Below are 23894 nucleotides of genomic sequence, written 5' to 3'. Positions count from 1 at the left end.
ATTCTTAATGCCCGCATTATGATTAATGATCTGATCCTGAATTTGGCTAATCAAAATATTTTGATAACCGTGGCCGATGGCGAGTTGATAATTAATGCCCCTAAAGACGTACTTACAGAAACCCTCATCGATACTATCAGGAAGAATAAAGCCGCACTGATTACCTATTTGTCTGGAAACGGGGCAACAGGGAAAGGTGCGTTTGACAGCATCCCTTCTATAGCAGAACAGGCCTCTTATCCATTGTCTTATGCCCAGCGAAGACTCTGGATCGCCAGTCAGTGGGAAGGTGGCAGTACTGCTTATAATATCGCTATGGCATACGTATTCGATGGCAATCTTTCTATACCAGCACTTGAATATGCTTTCAATACTTTAATATCCCGTCACGAAAGCCTGCGCACTGCTTTTAAAGAAAATGAAGCTGGAGAGATCAGGCAGTATATCCTGCCTGTAGATGAAATCAATTTTAAAATTGAGAAATATGAGCTGGATGCTGAATTGATTGAAGCCGCGGTGAAAGAAGAATATAAACGTCCTTTTGATCTGACTGCCGCTCCTCTATTACGTGCAACTCTCTTCCATGAAAGCCCTAATACCTGGGTCTTCACTTATGTCATGCATCACATCATCAGCGATGGTTCATCTATGAATATTTTGCTGAATGAACTGTTATTATTTTACCATGCATATATCAATGGTTCCAGCCATTCCTTAAAGCCTTTACGCATCCATTATAAAGATTACACCGCCTGGCAGCTTGGGCAGGATGAAACTGAAAGTGATCAGAAATATTGGTTACAGCAGTTTGAGGGTGAAATCCCCGTCATCGCCCTGATGGGCGATTATGCCCGTCCGGCCGTAAAAACATTCAATGGAAATATCATCCACAGAAAATTAAAGACAGGCCTGGCCCAAAAGCTGCTACAACTCAGTCAACAGGAAGGTGCCACCCTGTTTATGGGATTATTGGCTACTGTCAATACCTTATTATATCGCTACACACAACAGGAAGATATAGTGCTGGGGAGCCCGGTAGCAGGGCGTAACCACGCAGATCTTGAAGACCAGATTGGCTTCTATGTCAATACCCTGCCACTGCGATCCAGGTTTAAAGGATCAGACAGCTTCCTGGAATTGCTTAAGGCTGTGAAGCAGACGACACTGCAGGCATATGACCATCAGGCATATCCTGTAGATCAGTTGGTAGAAGACCTTCGTATTCCCAGGAGCCCTTCCCGTCATCCACTTTTTGATATCGTAGTTGTACTGCAAAATAGTGAGTCGGGTACACAACAAGGTATCGATGGCCTAACCGTAAAAAGATACGAACAGGGAGAAGACCTGACCAGCAAATTTGACATCGTATTTAATTTCTCATCTGTAGGAGATGAACTGAAATTAGATCTTGAATATAATACTGATATCTATACAGGATCCACCATTGCGCAGCTGTTTACCCACTTTGAATCCCTGCTCACTGCTATCACTGTAAAACCAGGAACAGCCCTCCAGCAACTGGAATATTTATCCGCCGCCGAGCGGCATTTGCTCACAGAAGGATTGAATGCCACCACTACCGGTTATCCCCGCTATTCATCTATCACCAGCCTGTTTGAGGCCCAGGTAAAAGAAACCCCTTACAATACTGCACTCGTTTTTGAAGAGCATCGGTTTACCTACGCAGAACTGAATAAATGGAGCAATCGTTTGTCAGACTACCTCCGTCGTAAATATGCGGTAGGGAAGGGAGACCTGGTGGGAATAAAACTGGAGCGCAGCGAATGGATTATTATTGCTGTACTTGGAATCTTAAAAGCAGGCGCTGCATATGTGCCCATAGATACCGAATATCCTGCAGAACGCGTGGCTGATATGCTGAGTGATTGTGCAAGTAATGTAGTGATAGATGAGGCATTCTTAACTGCTTTCCGGGAATGTGCGGCAGCGCTGGAAGAACTGGACGTTTCTGCAGGAACTGCTGCCGGCGACCTGGCTTATGTAATGTTTACCTCGGGATCTACCGGCCGTCCGAAAGGTGTGATGGTAGAGCACCGTGCGGTGGTACGACTGGTAAAGAACACTGAATTTATTGCGCTAAATGGAAACGAGGTCGTATTATCTACCGGTGCATTATCATTTGATGCTACGACGTTTGAATATTGGAGCACCCTGTTGAATGGAGGTTGCCTCGTGCTGTGTCCTCAAAATGTATTGCTGGAACCCACCGCTTTGTCGCAGTTAATGCAAACTGAAAAGATAGATACTATCTGGTTTACTGCAGGTTGGCTGAATCAGCTTGTAGATGGACATATCGCTCTCTTTGCCGGTTTGCGTACCCTACTGGCTGGTGGTGACCGCTTGTCTCCTGTACATATCGCAAAACTACGTAGTCATTATCCTGAACTTATTATCATAAACGGCTATGGCCCTACGGAGAATACTACCTTTTCTCTAACTTATAATATAAAAGAAGTTGCTGCTAATATTCCGGTAGGCCGTCCGATAAGTAATAGTTATGCTTACATCCTGGATCCGCATCAGCAGTTGCTGCCTGTAGGCGTGGCAGGTGAGATCTGTGTGGGCGGCGATGGTTTATCCCGTGGATACCTGAATCGCCCGGAACTGACTAAGGAGAAATTTGTAGTCAATCCCTTCCGTGCAGGAGAACGCATGTACCTGACCGGAGATCTGGGGCGCTGGTTGCCTGATGGCAATATTGAATTCCTGGGTCGTAAAGATGCCCAGGTGAAAGTTCGTGGTCACCGTATTGAACTTGGCGAAATAGAGGCTGCATTACTTGCCCATCCTGAGATCACCGATGTAGTAGTGATAGTCAGGGAAAAGCCTGCTGAAGAAAAGGAAATTGTAGCTTACCTGGTTGGAACTACCACCTTTACAGCAGCTGGTCTGCGTACTTTCCTGGGTAACAGTTTACCTGTATATATGTTGCCTGCCCATTATGTGCAATTGGAAGAACTGCCGTTGACACCCAATGGTAAGGTAGACCGCAAATGCTTACCTGCTCCTGAAGGCCAGGATTTGAACAGCGGTGTCGTATACATCGCTCCCCGCAATGACAAAGAGCAGGCATTGGTGGCTGTCTTTGAGGAAGTACTCCACAAGCATCCCATCGGGATCCATGATAATTTCTTTGTAATGGGTGGCGATTCAATCAAGTCCATCCAGATAGCAGCACGCTTAAAACAACGTGGTTACCGGGTAGCCATCCAGGACATCCTGCGTTATCCTGAAGTGGCCCATCTGAGTGTGCATGTACAGGTCGCAGCTCGTGTGCCTGACCAGGGTATTATAAGCGGTCCCGTGCCATTAGGCCCGGTGCAGGCTTCCTTCCTGGAGCATGGCACAGAAGATCATAAACATCATTTCAATCAATCAGTATTGCTGGAAAGCAATACGCCTATAGATGAAACTGCTCTCAGAGCATCTCTGTCCGCCTTGACCCGGCATCACGACGCATTGCGAATGGTGTTCAGACATACCCCTGATGGCTGGATCCAGGAGAACCTGGGTACTGAGCAGGGCTATCACCTGGAAGTTCATGCTACTGAAGATCGCCTTCCTTATTATGAAAAGATGCAGGAAGGTATCGACCTTGCAAATGGCCCATTGTTACGTGCAGGTCTTTTCCATAATAAATTACTGCTCATTATCCATCACCTGGTAGTAGATGGTGTTTCCTGGCGTATTTTGCTGGAAGACCTCAGTACTTTATATGATCAATATACTAAGGGCCTTCCTTTCTCCCTGCCTCAAAAAACAGATTCTTTCCAATACTGGCAGCAGCAGTTACGCTCTTATAATGTAGCGGATGAAGCTCCGTATTGGTCGGAGCTCACGTCTCTTGTACTGCCGGCGTTCCCGATAGAAATGCCTGATGGTACAAATCTTATGAGAGACACGGTATCCGGTTCATTTATACTGGATGAAAAGATCACAGCAGATTTGCAGCATCATTGTTACAAAGCTTATCGTACAGAGATCAATGATATTTTACTGACAGGCCTGGCGATTGCCATTGAAGAAGTCTTCGGCATTAAGCGCGTTGCTGTTCAGATGGAAGGGCATGGTCGGGAAGACATTGGTATGGATGTAGATGTGAGCCGCACTGTTGGCTGGTTTACCTCTTTATATCCTGTAGTGCTGGATATGGGGTACGCAGATCCTGTTGCGCAGCTGGTAAGTGTAAAAGAACAATTACACCGGGTACCTAATAAGGGAATCGGCTATGGCCTGTTACGGCATGCCCGTCATTTACAGCCAGCAGTGAGTTTTAATTACCTGGGTGACTTTGGCGATAACATAGCTTCATCTGATACTGCCGCTCATTTTAGTTATTCAGCAGAAGCACATGGACATGACTTTTCACCATTACTGGCACGCGATGTATTGCTGGATGTCTCTGGTCTGATGGCCGGGGGGCGCTTGCAACTCTCTGTCACGTACAGTAATCAGCAATACCATGCTGCTACTATTGCACAATTACTGGATTCGTATCGCCTTCACCTCGAAGCGCTGATCAGCCACCTGAGTCAGGAGACAAGCGTCCATTTAACGCCGGTCGATCTTACCTGCAAAGACTTAACGATATCAGCACTTGCTGAGCTCACATCCCGTTATACAATCGAAGATGTTTATCCCCTCAGCCCTTTACAACAAGGTTTGTATTATCACTGGCTGACCAACCCGGATGCAGCTGCCTATTTTGTGCAGATGAGCTTCCGTGCCTGTGGCCGGGTAGATATTGCCTTGCTGGAACAGAGCTATCAGATGTTGGTAGACCGTCATGCTGTTCTGCGGACATTCTTTACAGAAAACTTATTGCAGGTAGTGCAAAAGAATGTGAAAGGGAACTTCCATTATGATACTATCCATGGAGATATAGAAGCGGCAGTACAGGACTATCGTTCTTCTGATCGTGCCCGTGGATTCGATTTGCATGCAGGCTCCCAGATGCGCTTAGGTATACTGAGCCTTGGAGACGATAACTATGAGTTTATCTGGAGTTTCCATCATATCCTGATGGATGGCTGGTGTGGCAGTATCCTGATCAAAGAATTCTTTGAAGTGTATAATGGGCTGCTGGATGGTATCATGCCTGAGATGAAACCAGTGCAACCCTATTCAGAATATTTCAACTGGTTGGCAAAAAAAGACAAACCGGCCACCCTTGATTACTGGAAAAAGTATTTGTCGGATTATGAGTCGGTGAGCAGTATACCCACTAAAAGCACAGATGTAGCAGGCGATTTCACAGCAGAGAAAGAACGTTTCCTGCTGGCTGGCGACATTCGTAGCAGGCTGCGGGATCTTTGTGCCGATCTGGGTATTACAGAAAGCACCTTCATTCAGGCTATGTGGGGCGTATTACTTGCCAGGTATAATAATACGGATGATGTCGTATTTGGTGCAGTAGTAGCAGGTCGCCCGGGAGAAGTAGCGGGTATAGAAGATATGATCGGTCTGTTTATAAACACCGTGCCCGTAAGAATCAAGGTCGATGATACCTGCACTGTTAGCAGCCTTTTACAATCAGTACAGCAGGAAAGTATAGAAAGCAGTGCACATCACTATGTGCAGTTAGCCGAAGTACAGTCGGAAAGTGAGCTTGGCAGAAACCTCTTTGATCATATCCTGGTGTATGAGAACTACCCGGTGCAGGAAATTACAGGCAATGAGGAGGCTAATACTTCTTCACACCTTACACTCCTTAGTTCTACCATACTTGAACAAACGAATTATAACCTTTCCATCACTGTCAATCCCGGTGATGCACTGGAAGTATCTTTTACTTATAATCACAACATCTTCGATCAGGAACAGATAAGCCGTTTAGCTAAGCATTTTTACACCCTGATCGGCCATGCTGTCAACAGGCCTTCTCAAACCCTTGGAGAACTAAGCTATCTCACGGAAGAAGAATACCAGCAGTTAACGAGAGGCTTCAATAACACAACTGTCGCCTACCCGGAAAATGACACCATCGCGCATTTGTTTAGTCAACAGGTAAAGCAGTCACCGGCAGCGATAGCAGTAGAATATGGCACTGCAAAGCTTAGTTACCAGGAGCTGGATACCCTCTCTAACCAGTTTGCCCATTACCTTCGGGACAATTATAGTATAGCGCATGAAGACCTGGTAGGCATTCTCCTGGATCGAAGTGAATGGATGGTCATCACTATACTTGGTATTATTAAATCTGGTGCCGCCTATGTACCCATTGATCCATCCTATCCGGAAGAAAGGATCAGCTACATGTTGGCCGACAGCAATGCCCGTCTGCTCATCAATGAAGAGGAGCTTGCACGTTTTCGTACAGTTGCCGCTTCATATAACAGCGGTCTTCCGGCCTCTTTACCCTCTCCCGCTCACCTTGCCTATGTGATCTACACCTCAGGGTCTACCGGCAAACCCAAAGGTGTAATGATCGAACATAGAAGTCTCTCAGCCCGCATGCAATACTTCAGGGATACCTACGGTACAGGTCCTGCCGATAATATCATTTTCTACCGCTCATACAGTTTTGATGGAGCGATAGAAGAGTACCTGTTGCCCATTGTGACAGGGGCAAAATGTTGTATAGCCCCTCCTGATTTCAAGGATAATATCGTTGAGAACCTCTATGATTTTATAGAAAAATATAGCATCACCAAAATAAACATGCCGCCGGTCCTCTTACAGGAACTTATGTTGGCTGCAGATGAGGAAGCGTCATTCAGACTTCGTTCCCTTAAGCATGTGGTATCTGGTGGCGATAAGCTCACCGTGAAAACGGTGAATGATTTCGTGACAAGATTTAAGACTACCTTGCATAATGCCTATGGTCCTACAGAGAATACGGATGATTCCACGAACTGGCCGGCTCATTTCCTGGAAGCCAGCATTGTGCCTATCGGCAAGCCAGTCAGCTGTTCTTCAGTATATATCCTGGATAATCACCTCAGGTTGCTCCCTGTGGGTGTTACCGGTGAGATTTGTGTAGGAGGTGATGGCTTATCACGTGGCTATCTCAATCGCCCGGAATTAACACAGGAGAAATTTGTAGCCAACCCTTATGAGCCGGGTCAAAGGATCTACCTCACCGGAGATGTTGGCCGTTGGTTGCCTGATGGCAATATAGAATTCCTGGGGCGTAAAGATGAACAGGTAAAGGTACGTGGTTACCGTATTGAATTAGGGGAGATTGAAAGTCTCCTGCTTGGCCATCCCGGTATCAACTCGGCTGTAGTTGTAGCCCGTGAACATGTCTCCGGTGAAAAGGAGTTGGTGGCTTATATTGTAGGGGATGAGGGGCTTACCACCGCAGATGTACGTCTCTATCTGGGTGAGCTTTTGCCATCCTATATGTTGCCTGCACATTATGTACAGCTGGAAGAACTGCCATTAAACCCGAACGGGAAAATAGACCGCAAGCGTTTGCCAGCTCCCGAAGGGCAGGATATGGGTACCGGTGTCAGCTACCTGGCACCCCGTAATGAAATGGAACGGCAACTCGTAGCTGTATTTGAAGAAGTGCTCCACAAACACCCCATCGGGATCCGTGATAATTTTTTTGTACTGGGTGGTGATTCAATCAAGTCTATCCAGATCGCTTCCCGCTTAAAGCAAAGAGGCTACCGCGTTACAATCCAGGATATCCTTCGTTATCCTGAACTGGCGAACCTGGGTAAACATATCCAGGTCCTGAGTCGCATTGCTGATCAGGGACTGGTAACTGGTATTGTACCTTTAGGCCCCATCCAGGCATCTTTCCTGGAACATGGCCCTCATGATCACAAACACCATTTCAATCAGTCCGTTTTATTAAAAGGTAATCCCCGCATAGATGAATCCAGGCTCAGGAAAGCCTTATCTGCATTAGTCCTGCACCACGACGCATTGCGAATGGTGTACAGGCAGACAGCTGAAGGTTGGTTACAGGAAAACCTGGGTGCTGAACAGGGCTATCACCTGGAAGTTCATAAAACCAATGATCCCCTGGCTTATTACGAACAACTTCAATCAGGCTTCGACCTGGAACATGGTCCCTTACTGCGTGCAGGATTATTCCATAGCGACGATGCAGATCGTTTATTACTGGTCATTCATCACCTGGTAGTAGATGGCGTATCATGGCGTATATTACTGGAAGACCTCAGTACACTTTATGCTCAGTCTACACAGGGTATTGCTTTCTCTTTGCCACAAAAAACAGATTCTTTCCGTTACTGGCAGGAGCAATTACACTCTTTTGATGTAACTCATGAAGCCGGATATTGGTCTCAAATAACATCCACTGACTTGCCATTGGATCATGCCAATGGAACAAACCATGTCAAAGATGCCGTGTCTGTTTCTTTCATCTTGGATGAAAGAACGACAGCAACTCTTCAACAACATTGTTATAAAGCTTATCGCACTGAAATCAATGATATTTTATTGACAGCCCTCGCACTTTCAATAGAAGAGGTTTTCAATCTTACCCGTGTCGCCATTCAGATGGAAGGTCATGGTCGTGAAGATATCGGGAAAGATGTAGACGTAAGCCGCACCGTAGGCTGGTTTACGACGCTCTATCCTGTGGTGCTGGAAATGGGGTATGCAGATCAGCTAGCCCAACTCATAGGTGTAAAAGAACAATTGCACCGGATCCCTAATAAGGGAATTGGTTATGGGCTATTACATCCCATCCCGCATGTAAAAGCGCGGGTGAGTTTTAATTACCTGGGTGAATTCGGAACTGCTACATTGAATAATCAATTCTTCAACCATGCCGCTGAATCCCATGGGCACGATTTCTCTCCCATGCTGGAACGTGATGTATTACTGGGTATCTCCGGTCTGATAGCCGCTGGTCGCTTACAGCTTACCTTCACTTATAGCAGCCAGCAATACGAAGCATCCACCATAGAAAAATTATCAGCTTCCTATCGTCATCACCTGGAAGCATTAATCAATAAGTTAAGCAGGGAGACAACAGAGCATATTACGCCTGTTGACCTTACCTATAAATCCCTACAGGTAGCCGGGTTGTCGGAGTTGACAGCCGATTATACTATAGAAGATATCTATCCACTCAGTCCGCTGCAGGAAGGGCTATACTATCATTGGGCGACCCATCCACAGGCACCTGCTTACTTTGAACAGGTTAGCTATCGGATCCGTGGTAAACTAAATATCCAGTTACTGGAACAGGCTTATCAACGCCTGGTATCCCGTCATGCAGTGCTGCGCACCTTCTTTACAGAGAGGTTAGGAGATCGTTTATTACAGGTAGTACAGAAAAATGTAAAAGGCGATTTTCATTATGAAATAATCAATGGGGAAATAGAAGAAGCCGTACGCGCATATCGCTCGGCTGATCGCTCCCGTGGATTCAGGTTAGATAACGGATCGCAGATGCGCTTATGTATCCTGGACCTTGGAGAAGACACCTATGAGCTGATCTGGAGTTACCATCATATCCTGATGGATGGCTGGTGCAGTAGTATCCTGAGCAAAGAGTTCTTTGACCTCTATTACGGACAGACAGAACTGAAACCGGTGCAGGCGTATGCAAACTACTTCCGGTGGCTGGAAAAACAGGATAAGCAACTTACACTTAACTACTGGCGGAATTACCTGCAGGGTTATGATACACTAAGCGGATTACCTAAACAATCCCTTAGCGAGGTATACCAGGCTCAGAAATATAAACTGAAAATAAAGAGTGAGGGGATCAAAGAACTGTGTGGCAAATACGGCTTCACAGAAAATACCTTTATCCAGGGAATGTGGGGTGTACTCTTAAGTAAATACAACAACACGGACGACGTAGTATTTGGCACCACCGTTTCCGGCCGTCCTGCTGAAGTAAAAGGAATTGAAGAGATGATCGGCCTGTTCATTAATACAATCCCCGTACGTGTACCTGTTCATAACAAGACCATCCGCACACTACTCCAGGAATTACAACAAAGCAATATTGAAAGCACTCCTCATCATTATGTGCAACTGGCAGAAGTGCAGATGGAAAGCGCCTTGGGAAGAAACCTGTTCGATCATATCATTGTATTTGAAAATTACCCTGTAGAAGAGATCGTAGAACGCAGTATCCAGGAACATGAGAAATTATCTTTCCTGTCTTACGACAGTTTTGAACAGACCAACTATGATCTGTTGCTTGTTGTGGTACCTGGGGAAGAAATTGAAATTCAGTTCAATTACAATGTCAATAAGTACGCACCTGCACTGATGGAAAGAGCCGCGAATCAGTTACTGGTATTGATAGATCAAGCCCTGCACAATCCCAATCAGACGGTCAGAGAACTAAAGATACTGGATGAAAAAGAACAACATCAGCTGATCAACGAGTTCAATCAAACAGCTGTAGAATATGAGCAGGGAACGATCCTCTCGCTCTTTGAACAACAGGTGCGGAACACGCCTGCTGCCACCGCCCTGATCTTCCAGGGAAAGAAACTGACCTATGCAGAACTTAATGCGAGTGCCAACCAGTTTGCGCATTACCTGCATACAAGCCTTGGTTTACACGCCGGAGACCTTGCAGGCATACTACTGGATCGTAGTGAATGGATGATTATCTCTATCCTGGGTGTGCTTAAATCAGGTGCCGCGTATTTGCCAATAGATCCTGCCTATCCAAAGAGCAGAATTGATTATATGCTGACTGATAGCGGCTGCAAGGTGCTGGTAGATAATGAGGTGTTAACACAATTCAAAAGTGACACACATAATTATAACAGCGAAGTACCACCGGCAAAGACAAATTCAGAAGGCCTTGCTTACGTCATCTATACATCCGGTTCCACTGCAGCACCCAAAGGTTGCGCTATTACACATGGAAGCCTGTACAACTACATCCAATGGGCCACATCCTGTTATTTTACAGATCTCCCATGTTTTGGCTTGTTTACATCCCTGTCGTTTGACCTCACCGTCACGAGCATTTTCTGTCCCTTAGCAAAAGGCGGCCGGCTATTCCTCTACGACCAGGACGATGAAATATCCGGTGTATTGCAACATAGCTTTAGCATAGAGAGTGGCATCAATAGTATCAAACTGACCCCTTCACATATCAGTATCCTGGAGCAGCTGGATCTTAGCTCTACAACCATGACTGCTGCTATCGTCGGTGGGGAAGAAGTGACTCCCAAACATGTGTCCATTCTTAAAAAAATCAATCCACAGATCCGGATCTATAATGAATACGGACCTACAGAAGCAACCGTAGGCTGTATCGTCAAAGAACTGGAAGAAAATACCCCCGTGCTCATCGGCAAGCCTATTGCCAATATGCACATCTACATCCTAGACAGATATGGAGATCTAAGTCCTGTCGGTGTACCCGGTGAACTATACATCGGTGGCTCCCAGCTGGCCCGTGGCTATCTCAACAATCCTGCACTCACAGGTAAGAAATTCTTAACAGATCCCTTCCGGGAAAATGAAAGGATCTATAAAACCGGTGACCTCGCTGCATGGCTCCCGGATGGCAATATCCGCTTCCTGGGCAGAAATGATGACCAGGTGAAAATACGTGGCTACCGCATTTCACTAGGCGAAATTGAAAGTGCACTACTCGATTATCCGGGTGTCACAACGGCCGCTGTCATCGCCAGTGGTGTTGAGAATGCCGAAAGGAAGCTGATCGCCTATTTCGTTGCCGGCACCAATGAAACGAGTGCTGCAATCAGGAAATATATGCAGGACAAATTCCCTGCCTATATGATCCCTTCCCATTTTGTACAAATGGGCAGTATTCCACTCACAGTGAATGGAAAGATAGACAGGCGGCGGTTACCTGCACCGGGAGAGTCCTCAAATGAAACATATGTAGCCCCCCGCAATGAGATAGAAGAAAAGCTGGTAGTCGTATGGCAACAATTATTACACAGGGACAAAATAGGCGTAGAAGATAACTTCTTCGAAGCTGGGGGCAACTCTATTATGATTATTAAGCTGGCTAAACAAACAAGTGCCATACTGAATATCGAAGTAAACATTACACTATTATTCCGTTACCCAACTATCAAGGACCTGGTAGACTATGTATTGCAGGAACAGGTGCTGGTGGAAGAAGAAGAGATAGACAGGGACCAGTTACTGGATGACTTAAATAAATTTGAATAACATGACTGCTGTTAAGAAATATGATGGTCTTGAGATTGCTGTGATCGGAATGTCGGCTCAGTTCCCGGGAAGCAATAACTACCTGGAATACTGGGAAAATCTGAAATCAGGCAGGGAGTCTATTAAGACATTCAGCGATGAAGAACTGAGACTGTCAGGTGTTCCTGAGCACTTACTCAAGAATGAATCCTTTGTCAAAGCACAAGGTGTGGTAGAGGGTAAAGAGCATTTCGACCATGCTTTTTTTGGTTACAGTGCTGAGGAAGCTGCTTTCATGGATCCCCAGATCCGCATGTTCCATGAACATTGCTGGAAGGCATTGGAAGATGCCGGCTATGCTTCAATGACAGGATCAAAAAAGATTGGCCTGTTTGCAGGTGCCTCTATCAATGATAACTGGAAGATCTATGCGCATTCAAAAGCTGCGGATAGTACGCTGGATCCCTTCTACCTGAACATGATTATGTCTCAGCATTTTATCAGCACACTGGTTGCCTATAAACTGAACCTGAGAGGCCCCTCTTATTATGTAGACACAGCATGTTCAACTTCCCTGAGTGCCATACACCTGGCCAGCAGGAGCCTGCTGACCAGGGAATGTAACATGGCCCTGGCAGGTGGTATTTGTATTCGTACTGCCAAAAGAAAAGGCTACCTGTACAGGCCTGATATGATAGCTTCCAAAGACGGTCATTGCAGGGCATTTGACGAGGAGGCGAGTGGTACAGCTTCCGGTGAAGGTGTTGGCATCGTAGTGTTGAAAAAGCTTAGCGAAGCCATGAAAGATGGTGATCATATATATGCTATCATCAAGGCTTCAGTAGTAAATAATGATGGTAACTTTAAAGTTGGTTATACCGCGCCAAGTGTAAAAGGGCAGGCGGAATGCATTGCTGCTGCTCATAAACTGGCAGGCGTAAGTGCACAAAGTATTTCATATATAGAAGCACACGGTACGGGAACCGCTTTGGGAGACCCAATTGAAATAAGGGGATTGAATGAAGCCTTTGCCACCGGCGGTGATCAGAAATTCTGTGCCATAGGTTCTGTAAAAACGAATATTGGTCACCTCGATGCCGCTGCCGGTGTAGCCGGATTAATAAAGACGGTGCTGGCCCTGAAATATCAACAGTTGCCGGCAAGCCTTCATTTTCAAAAGGCGAACCCTGAAATTGATTTCGATGGAGGCCCCTTTTATGTCAATACCCGCTTGCAGCAATGGCAACGGAAAGGGGATACCCCGCTGCGCGCAGGTGTAAGCTCCCTGGGCATTGGAGGCACAAATGCGCATGCTGTGCTGGAAGAAGCTCCGGAACAGCCCCAAAGCATAGCCGGTCGTAGGTATAAAATCCTTCCCTTATCAGCGCGTACCAGTCAGTCACTCACTCAATTCACAACGCAATTACAGCACTTTATTAATAAAGAACAGGTAAATGTTGCTGACATGGCTTACACCTTACAGGTAGGCCGCAGGCATTTTACATATCGCCTGCCCCTGGTATGTGAAGATGCAGCCACTGCCTTGTCCGTACCAGGTTTGTCAGAAAGGATCGTTCGCGAGGCAGGTCCTTTGGGAAAAACTGTTTTCATGTTCCCTGGCCAGGGTTCCCAGTATGCAGGGATGGGAACTGACCTCTATAACCATGAGCCGGTATTCAGGCAGCATATGGATGCCGGCTTTGCGCTAATAACGAAGTTAACGGGAGAGAACTACCAGGCAGTATTAACAGATGCTGCCCGTATCAATGATACACGCTATGCACAGCCGCTGATCTTCCTGTTTGAATACTCATTGAGCAGGCTTTTAATCAGCTGGGGTATTCGGCCGTCTTATATGATCGGGCATAGTATTGGCGAGTATGTGGCGGCATGTATCAGTGGTGTGTTTAGTTTTGAAGATGCGCTTCACTTGTTGGTACGCCGTGGTGAAATGATGGCCGCCTTGCCTCCTGGTGCGATGTTGAGTGTCGGGCTGGATGAGGAAGCTGTAAAACCTTTCCTGGGTAAGGGCATTAGTCTCGCAGCAGTAAACAGTGCCCGCCAGGTAGTCCTCTCCGGTGACCTGGATGCCATTGCTTTACTGGAACAACAATTGAAAGCCGCGGATGTGGCATTCGTCCGCTTGCACACCTCCCACGCCTTTCACTCAGCCATGCAGGATATTATCCTGCCTGCTTATCAGCGCCTGCTGAAATCTATTCATTTCGGGAAGATAGAAATACCTTTTGTCTCCAACCTGACAGGTAAACTTATTACTTCAGAAGCACTCAGTCCTGCATATTGGGTGCGCCATTTACGTGAGACAGTCCGTTTTTCCGATGGGATTCAAACATTGTTATCGGCAGGTGACAATCCTGTATTTATAGAATTAGGAGCCCGTACATTGGTCCCCTTATTGCAAAAACGGGGTGGTTTATCAGTGAGCCTCCTCCGCTCTCCAAAAGAAGATCGGGCAGATGATGCCTACCTGCTGGAAGGTGTTGCAAAGTTATGGGCGCATGGCTTGCCTGTCGATTGGACTGCTTTTAATGAAGGCGAAACCCGCAGAAGGGTGTCACTGCCTACCTATTGTTTTGAGCCGGTAAAATATCCTGCGGAAGTAGATGTATTTGCGGATGGCCTCTTGTCTGCCATGTCAGATAGTGGCAAGGAACTGAAGGACTGGGTGTACTATCCTACATGGAAGCGTTCTGAACAACCATTGATTGAGACTGAAAAAAAGCAATACCTGTTTTTTACCGCGAATAATAAATTGTCCCAGGCATTGTGCGCGGAGCTGGACAATGTGAAACAAATACATAAAGGAGAAGATTACATGCAGGTATTGAGTAGCCTGCAATCACCGGCTGATATTATTTATGGCTGGTCATTGGAAGAAGACGACCCGCTGAAACAATATTTTGAACTGGCCGATGTAATAAAGGCTGCATCACAGTTCAGCGTACAACGGCTTACAGTGCTGACAAACTCTCTTCACCAGGTGTATGGCGATGAACAGGGCGCTTACAGCCAGTCCTTACTCCTGGGCTTACTGCAGGTAGTTCCGCAGGAATATGGACTATCCTGTACAAACATAGACCTGGATGAACATGTATCTGCCCGCCTGCTGGCAGCTGTACTTAACAATAGCCAGGATCGCATGCTTGCCATTCGAAAAGGCCACCTGTGGATCTATGGTCATGAGCGTAACAAAAGAACTATTGCTAATACGCAAAGCCGCATAAAAGAAGGAGGCACCTACCTGATCACCGGTGGTCTGGGTAATGCAGGTTATGTGCTGGCCAGGCACCTTGCCAGCCGTTTTAAGGCCCGATTAGTGCTTATTGGCAGGCAAGTGCTTAACGATGGGTCAAAAGCCAGCGAAAGGCTCTTAAAATTGCAGGAAACGGGTGCAGCAATCACCTATTACAGTGCCGATATCAGTGATGCTGACGCTATTGAGACTATAGTATCCGGAACCGGTCACATTGACGGCGTTATTCATGCTGCAGGTATTGTTGACTACCGTTATTTTGAACCCCTTTCCTCCCTTAGCAGCGAAAACACCCTCAAAGTGCTCTCTCCCAAAATGCAGGGCCTTGAAACCCTGTATACGGTCTTTAAAGATCGCCACCCGGATTTTGTCTGGATTACCTCTAGTCTCTCCGGTGTACTTGGTGGTCTGGGCTATGCTACTTATGCTGCTGCCAATCTTTATATGGACCACCTGGTCAGTGCCCGTAAAGCCGATCTGCCGGGATGGATCAGCGTAGCATTGAGTGGCCTTACATTTACTTCCGAAGACGCTGCCAAAGACAATGCCTCCCTCTCTCCTGAAGAACTGGTGTCTTTATTCGATTGGAGCATAGGCCTGCAACATACACCCCAAATCACTATCTATAAAGGTGACCTGGCCACCCGCATTCAGCAGGTATATACAGCACCCCAAAAGATAGTGGAAGACATCCCCGTCACAGAACGCCCCTCACTTTCTACCACCTACATCGCTGCAGCCACACCCACAGAAGAAAAGCTGATTATCCTCTATGAACAATTCTTCGGTATCTCCGGTATCGGCACAGCAGATAATTTCTTCGAACTGGGTGGCGATTCTTTAAAAGCAATGATCCTGCTGAAAAGAATAAAGCATGAATTCAATGTAAACCCGAGCCTGAAAGACTTTTTTGAACTGCGTACCATCAAAGGTGTTGCTGATTACATCCAGGCTACAGGCAAAGGCCCGGAGGAGAATAAAATATTGAATATACCGGCAGCTGTCATCGATACCAGCTATCCTTTGTCATCTTCCCAAAGAAGACTCTGGATCCTAAGCCAGTTCGATGACAGTAATGCCGCCTATAACCTCTCCGGCCGCTATCGCTTCGAAGGCAATCTGCATATTCCTGCATTGGAAACTGCATTCGATACATTGATCGATCGTCATGAGATATTGAGAACAGTCTTCAGAGAAGATGCGCAAGGCGAGATCAAACAGTTTGTATTGCCTGCGAAAGACCTCAGGTTTAGTCTGCTGCAGCATGATTTGCGTAATGATCCGGACCAGGTCAATCACCTTGTTACTAAAGAACTGGTAAAGCCTTTCGATCTCAGTACCGGCCCTTTATTAAGAGCCGCCTTATTCCGGTTGACAGACGATGCCTGGGGATTCGTTTACGTTATGCATCACATCATCAGCGATGGCTGGTCTATGGACATCCTGATGAAAGAATTGCTGCAACTGTACAATGGTTTTGTCCATGGCACCACCCATTTACTTCCTCCCTTACGCATCCAATACAAGGACTATGCAAGCTGGCAACAGGATCATATGACAGGGAAGACCCTTTCTGATCATGCTGACTACTGGAAAAAACAGTTTGAAGGCGAATTGCCCGTATTGCAATTACCAATAGAAGGACCAAGACCCGGCGTAAAAACTTACAATGGCGGCATGATCAGGAGGAAGATCAGCCAGGCTCATACACAGGACTTTAAGTCACTCCTACAGCAGGAGGGGAGCACCTTATTTATGGGCTTGCTGGCCACTGTAAATGCATTATTATATCGATATACCACCCAGGAAGACATCATCATTGGTAGTCCGATAGCAGGCAGGGAACATGCTGACCTGGAAGACCAGATCGGTTTCTATGTAAACACCCTCGCACTCAGAACCCGCTTCAGTGGACAGGAAAGTTTCAGAAGTCTCCTGGAAAAGGTCAGACAACTCACCCTCGAAGCATACGAACACCAGATGTATCCTTTTGATGAACTGGTAGACCAGTTATCCCTTCAGCGGGATGTGAGCCGGAATCCCCTGTTTGACATCATGGTAGTATTGCTGAATACACGTATTAATAATACCGAAGCTGCACAATTACACGATGTAAAAGTTAAAGACTTTGATAACGGCGGTCACCAGATCAGCAAATTCGATCTCACTTTCAATTTTGCTGAATCAGAGCAGGAAGAACTTTTCTACACCATTGAATATAACAGCGATCTGTTTAAACTCCATGACATCGAAAAACTAAGCGAACATTTTGAATGCCTCCTGGATGCCATTATCAAACATGCCGGGCAGCCTTTATACAGCCTGCATTACATCAGGGAAGAAGAGCTGCAATTGCTTTCCATATTTGGTAAGGGACCTGAAATCAGTTTCCCGGAAACGCAAACAATCCTTCACCTCTTCGAACAACAGGTGAAAAATACCCCGGATACCATTGCACTGCTTTCCGGAGATGTGGAACTTACTTACGCCATGTTAAACACACAGGCGAACCGCCTGGCCTGGTATCTTAAAAATACTTACAGTATAGCACCGGATGAACTGGTAGGCGTGAAGCTGCAACGCAATGAATGGCTCATCATATCCCTGCTGGCCGTCTTAAAAGCTGGTGCTGCTTATGTGCCTATAGACCCCGCATATCCGGCAGAAAGAGTGGAGTATATGCTCAATGACAGCCGGTGCAAACTGATGATTGATAATGAGGAACTGGAGAAATTCAAAGCAGCCGCATTGCCTGATGATCCTGGAAATCCGGACATCATCATTAAAGCATCCGACCTCGCCTATGTCATCTATACATCCGGTTCTACTGGCAACCCCAAAGGCGTAATGATCGAACACCAGAATGTTCATTCTTTTGTACAATGGGCTGCCACGGAATTCAAAGATGCTGACTTCGATGTAGTTTTTGCCGTTACCTCCGTTTGTTTCGACCTGTCAGTCTTTGAAATTTTCTATTCCCTGTGCTTCGGCAAAAAAGTACGCATATTAGAAAATGCACTCCTGATAAACGACTATCTGAACGTACATGCAAAGATTCTCTTAAATACCGTGCCTGCCGTAGTGGGCGCACTCCTCAACGAGCATGCGGACCTGGCAAATGTAAAGGTCCTGAACATGGCAGGAGAGCCTATTCCCCAGCAAATCATTGCAGGCTTAGACCTCCGGCAGATCGAAGTACGCAACCTCTACGGCCCTTCTGAATATACGACCTACAGCACCATCTACAGGATTACTAAAAATAGCAAAGTTCTGATCGGTGTACCCATCGCCAATACAACTATCTACATCCTGGATAGTAATGGACAACAACAGCCTATCGGGATCCCCGGCGAAATCGCCATCCGCGGGGCAGGCCTGAGCCGGGGCTATATCAACAAACCCGGATTAACTGCGGAGAAATTCATTCCCGATCCATCAGGCCAAAGTGGAAAGGTCTACATGACAGGAGACCTTGGCAGATGGCTCCCCGATGGCAATATCGAATTCCTGGGTAGAAAAGATGACCAGGTAAAAGTACGTGGATATAGAATAGAACCCGGTGAAATTGAAACAATCCTGGAGAAACATCCCGACCTGGAATCTGCTGTTGTAATCGTTAAGAAAGATAAGGACGGCAACCGTGGACTGACTGCATATTTAGTTGGTAAAAAAGAACTGAACACCACCGAAATACGCGCCTACCTTGGAAGCATCCTTCCCCCGTACATGCTGCCCGATCACTATGTACAATTAACGTCCCTGCCTGTGACTCCCAGCGGTAAAATCGATAAAAAGGTCCTGTCAGCCATGAATACCCCTGCACTTTCAGGTGCCGCTGAATACATGGCCCCACGCAATGAAACGGAAGAGAAACTTGTACAGATCTGGCAGGAGATATTAGGCATAGAAAAAGTCGGCATACAGGACAATTTCTTTGACCTTGGCGGCAACTCATTCAAAATGATGAAGATGCTTGGCCTGATCAGAAAAACATTTGACCGGAAAATTCCCCTCGTTCTTGTATTCCGCCTGCCCAACATTAAGGCCCTCGTGGATTATCTGCATTCGGACGGAAAAGATTCACATACCCAGTCCGATCACGATGCAAGAACAGGATTAAATATTATGGAAGAGACATTTAAATTATTAAATCATGTCAACAACTAAAAGTACCCAAGCTTACACAGGACTTGAAATTGCAATAATCGGAATGTCTGGCCGTTTCCCCGGAGCAAGCAGCTGGCGGGAATTTTGGCATAACCTCGTGCATGAAGTTGAGTCCGTGGATTTCCTGTCAGACAAAGAACTGAAAGACCTCGGCGTAGATGACAAGACCATCCAGCGCAAAGATTTTGTGAAAGCAAAAATTGCCATCAAGGATAAGGAACTCTTCGATTATGCCTTCTTTGATTATAGTCCTGCAGAAGCTGCCCTCTTAAATCCTGTCCACAAGATCTTCCACCTCTGTGTATGGGAAGCCCTGGAAGATGCCGGCTATAATCCTGAACAAACTAAAGGTGCAATCGGCCTCTTCGCAGGTGCCGGTGACGATGTGAACTGGAAAGTGTATGCCACCCTCAAAAATACAGATGGAAATGTAGATGACTATACAAGGCAGATCATTACCAACAAGGATTATCTTGCCTCCCTGATATCTTATAAACTCAACCTGAAAGGCCCAGCCTATACGGTCAATACTGCCTGCTCTACTTCTCTGGTCGCCATCGATCAGGCCTGCAAGAGTCTCCTGCTTGGCGACTGTAAAACTGCGCTGGCAGGTGGCGTGTCCCTTTCCACCCGGATCCAGAAAGGATATCTTTACCAGGAAGGTATGATCTTCTCTGCCGACGGCCATTGCCGTGCCTTTGATAAGGATGCCACCGGTACCTTATCTGGCGAAGGTGCAGGTGTCGTAGTGCTGAAAAGACTGAGCGATGCCCTGAAAGACGGCGACCAGATCTATGCGGTAATAAAAGGTACTGCCACTAATAACGACGGTAACCGGAAAGTAGGATTCACTGCACCTAGCGTGGATGGCCAGGTAGAATGTATCCGGAAAGCACACATCCTCGGTAAAACTGAACCCGAAACCATCAGTTACATTGAAACACATGGCACCGGCACCAAACTCGGTGATCCCATTGAAGTAGAAGCCCTGAATATTGCATTTAACAGGAACACAAAACATCGTTGTGCAATTGGTTCCGTGAAGACGAATATCGGTCACCTGGATACAGCAGCAGGTATTGCAGGCCTGATCAAGACAGCCCTGTCTTTAAAATTCAAACAAATTCCGGCAAGCCTTCACTTCAAATCAGCTAACCCCGACATTGACTTTGAAGGAGGACCATTTTATGTCAATGCCACCTTGCAGGAATGGCAACGGAAAGGAGAGGCCCCCCTGCGTGCAGGCGTAAGCTCCCTGGGTATTGGTGGTACAAATGCACATGCCGTATTGGAAGAAGCGCCGGTAGTAATCACCGGCACCACAAGCAGACGTTATCACCTGCTTCCTTTGTCTGCCCGCACCAGCAATTCTCTGCTCCGCTATACAACCCAACTGAAAAACTTCATCCATCAGGATGTAAATCTTGCGGACATGGCCTATACCTTGCAGGTGGGCCGTAAACATTTTACTTATCGGCTGCCTGTATTAATCAATTCCGCTGAAGACCTGGCTTCATTCAACACCACAGAGGATCGCATTATCCGCGAATCACCTGCCGGCAAAACCATTTTCATGTTCCCCGGCCAGGGCTCCCAATACGCCGGAATGGGCGCTGACCTGTATAAACATGAACCAGTCTTCCGCCAACATCTGGATGCAGGCTTGTCCTATATCTACGAACTGACTAATGAAGATTTTCGCCCTGTACTCTTCCCGGACACCGAAGATCAGCGGATCAATGACACGCGTTATGCCCAGCCATTGATCTTCCTGCTGGAATATGCTTTGAGCAAGCTTTTACTCAGCTGGGGACTACGTCCTTCCTATATGATAGGGCATAGTATCGGTGAGTATGTGGCAGCAGCTATCAGTGGCGTATTTAGTTTTGAAGATGCGCTTAGGTTGCTGGTACACCGTGGGGAACTGATGTCCGGTCTTCCTCATGGGGGCATGCTGAGTGTGGGCCTGGATGAGGAATCAGTAAAACCTTATCTTAACAGCAACATTAGCCTTGCCGCCGTAAACAGCTCCCGCCAGGTTGTACTCTCCGGAGACCTGGATGCAATCGCCCAACTTGAACAACGACTGAAAGATGAAGAGGTCGCCTATGTAAAATTAAATACCTCTCATGCATTCCATTCTGCTATGCAGGAAAGCATTCTTCCCGCTTACCGCAACCTGCTGGAATCAGTTGTTTTTGGAGAAATTGAGATTCCCTTTATATCCAATCTCACTGGCCAGCTGGTAACAACAGAAGTTCTGAGTCCTGAATATTGGATCCGTCATCTGCGCGAGACCGTCCGTTTCGCCGACGGCTTACAAACATTATTAACTACAGCCGCAAATGCTGTCTTTATTGAAGTAGGTGCAGGACGAACCCTGATTCCATTACTACAAAAAAGAGCTGCATTTTCAGTTAACCTGGTGCGCACTGTAAAAGAAAACCGCCCGGATGATGCCTACCTGCTGGAAGCCCTGGGAAAACTATGGGCAAATGGTGTGCAGGTGGACTGGACAGCGTTTAATGCAGGCGAGTCCCGCAAAAGAATCTCATTGCCTACTTACTCTTTTGAACCCGTAGCATACCCTGCGGAGGTTGACTTATTCGCAGAAGGCCTTCTATCTAAAACAGAGAATGGTAAAACGCTCAAAGACTGGGTGTACTATCCCAGCTGGCGGCGTTCTGAGCAGCCTCTTATCTCGTCTTTGGCAGAAAGAAGATTCCTCTTCTTCACAGCTAATGAAGACTTATCCCAGGCCCTGATCGATCAGCTGGTTGCCGAAGGTGCCAGTGTCATTAAAGTATATAACGGGGAGGATTACGCGCAGTTGTCTGCCGAGGCCTATGTGCTGAATGCAGAAAACCCCGAACATGTGACGCAGTTATTCAGCTCCCTGTCATCGCCCGCTGACATTATTTATGAAGGCAACCAATACTTTGGTCTTGCTGCTATCATCCCTGCGGCAGCGCAGTATGGCACAAAACATCTCACCGTATTGACCAATTCCCTCCAGCAGGTATATGGCAATGAACAGGGTAATTATGAGCAGTCATTATTACTGGGTATATTACAGGTCGCTCCCCAGGAGTACGGTATATCCTGTACAAATATCGACCTCGATACAAAGCCTGCTATCAGGCAGGTACTGGCATTACTAAGCAGGAACAGGGAGCGGTTTGTAGCGCTCCGCAATGGTCATCTCTGGATTAAAAACTATGAACGGAACCAGGCAGAAATTAATAATACTGGTAGCCGTATTAAAGAGGGGGGCACCTACCTCATTACCGGTGGTTTGGGTAATGCCGGTTATGTGCTGTCTAAGCACCTTTCCAGCCGTTATAAGGCCCGTTTGATCCTCATAGGCAGGCAAACCCTCACGCCGGACACAAAAGCCAGCGAAAGGCTCGCTGAATTGAAATCAGCAGGTGCCGATGTCAGCTATCACAGTGCCGATATTACGGATGTTGCCGCTATCCAGGCCCTTGTAGCTGAATCCGGGCACATAGATGGGGTAATTCATGCCGCGGGTATTGTTGACCGCCGTTATTTTGAACCCCTGTCTGCACTCACCCGCAGCAATACCCTCGATATCTTCGCGCCAAAAGTACAGGGTATTGAAACCCTGTACGAGGTCTTCAAAGACCTTCACCCGGATTTCGTATGGATCACATCCAGCTTATCCGGGGTACTCGGTGGCCTTGGCTATGCCAGCTATGCCGCTGCTAACCTCTATATGGATCACCTGGTCAGTGCCCGTAAAGACAGCTTACCCGGCTGGATCAGTGTCGCCCTGAGCGGACTCACATTTACTCCCGATGATGCCGCCAAAGAAAATACCTCCCTTTCTCCTGAAGAACTGGTGTCCCTGTTTGACTGGAGTGTAAACCTGCAAACAATTCCACAGCTCACCATCTACAAAGGTGATCTGAACGCACGCGTGCAGGAAGTATATTCTGCTCCCAAAACACTTAAACCAGTTGCTGAAACACAGAAGGAACGCCCGGCATTATCTACTGCGTATGTAGCACCGGAAACTGCCACCGAAGAAAAACTCAAAGGCATCTATGAACAATTCTTTGGCATTGCCGGAATTGGTATCGAAGACAACTTCTTTGAACTGGGAGGCGACTCTTTGAAAGGCATGATCCTGCTCAAGAGAATAAAAAATGAATTCAATGTTAATCCAAGTCTTTACGACTTCCTGCTAAACATCACCATCAGGGAATTCGCTGCTAAAATTGACGAACTGATATGGTTGAAAAGTGACGTGGAAATGGATAATGAAATTACTATCTAATCTGGCCAAAACCCCCACACCCCGGCTATTAAAATGCATCAG

Annotated in this window: 3 protein-coding genes; all 3 read left to right on the top strand. The window is 46.7% G+C overall.

Annotated elements, in window-relative coordinates; genetic code table 11:
* Positions 1-18: 18 nt before the first annotated feature.
* From DXN04_RS16220 to DXN04_RS16210, 3 genes are read left to right on the top strand one after another with little or no spacing between them, the layout of a single operon-like run.
* Positions 19-12132: a non-ribosomal peptide synthetase gene (locus tag DXN04_RS16220; protein WP_116854432.1), complete on the top strand. Its 12114-nt coding sequence runs from the start codon at positions 19-21 to the stop codon at positions 12130-12132.
* Between the two features lies 1 nt (position 12133).
* Positions 12134-19552 carry a hybrid non-ribosomal peptide synthetase/type I polyketide synthase gene (locus tag DXN04_RS16215; RefSeq protein WP_116854431.1) on the top strand — a complete coding sequence of 2473 codons (7419 nt, stop codon included), beginning with the start codon at positions 12134-12136 and terminating at the stop codon, positions 19550-19552.
* Positions 19539-23852 (top strand): type I polyketide synthase, encoded by a 4314-nt coding sequence (locus DXN04_RS16210; protein WP_116854430.1) that lies wholly within the window; start codon positions 19539-19541, stop codon positions 23850-23852. The genes DXN04_RS16215 and DXN04_RS16210 overlap by 14 nt, the downstream gene beginning before the upstream one ends.
* Positions 23853-23894: the final 42 nt, after the last annotated feature.

Source organism: Chitinophaga silvisoli (assembly GCF_003412465.1).
Taxonomy (GTDB): domain Bacteria; phylum Bacteroidota; class Bacteroidia; order Chitinophagales; family Chitinophagaceae; genus Chitinophaga; species Chitinophaga silvisoli.
This window is presented reverse-complemented; position numbering and strand designations above follow the sequence as displayed.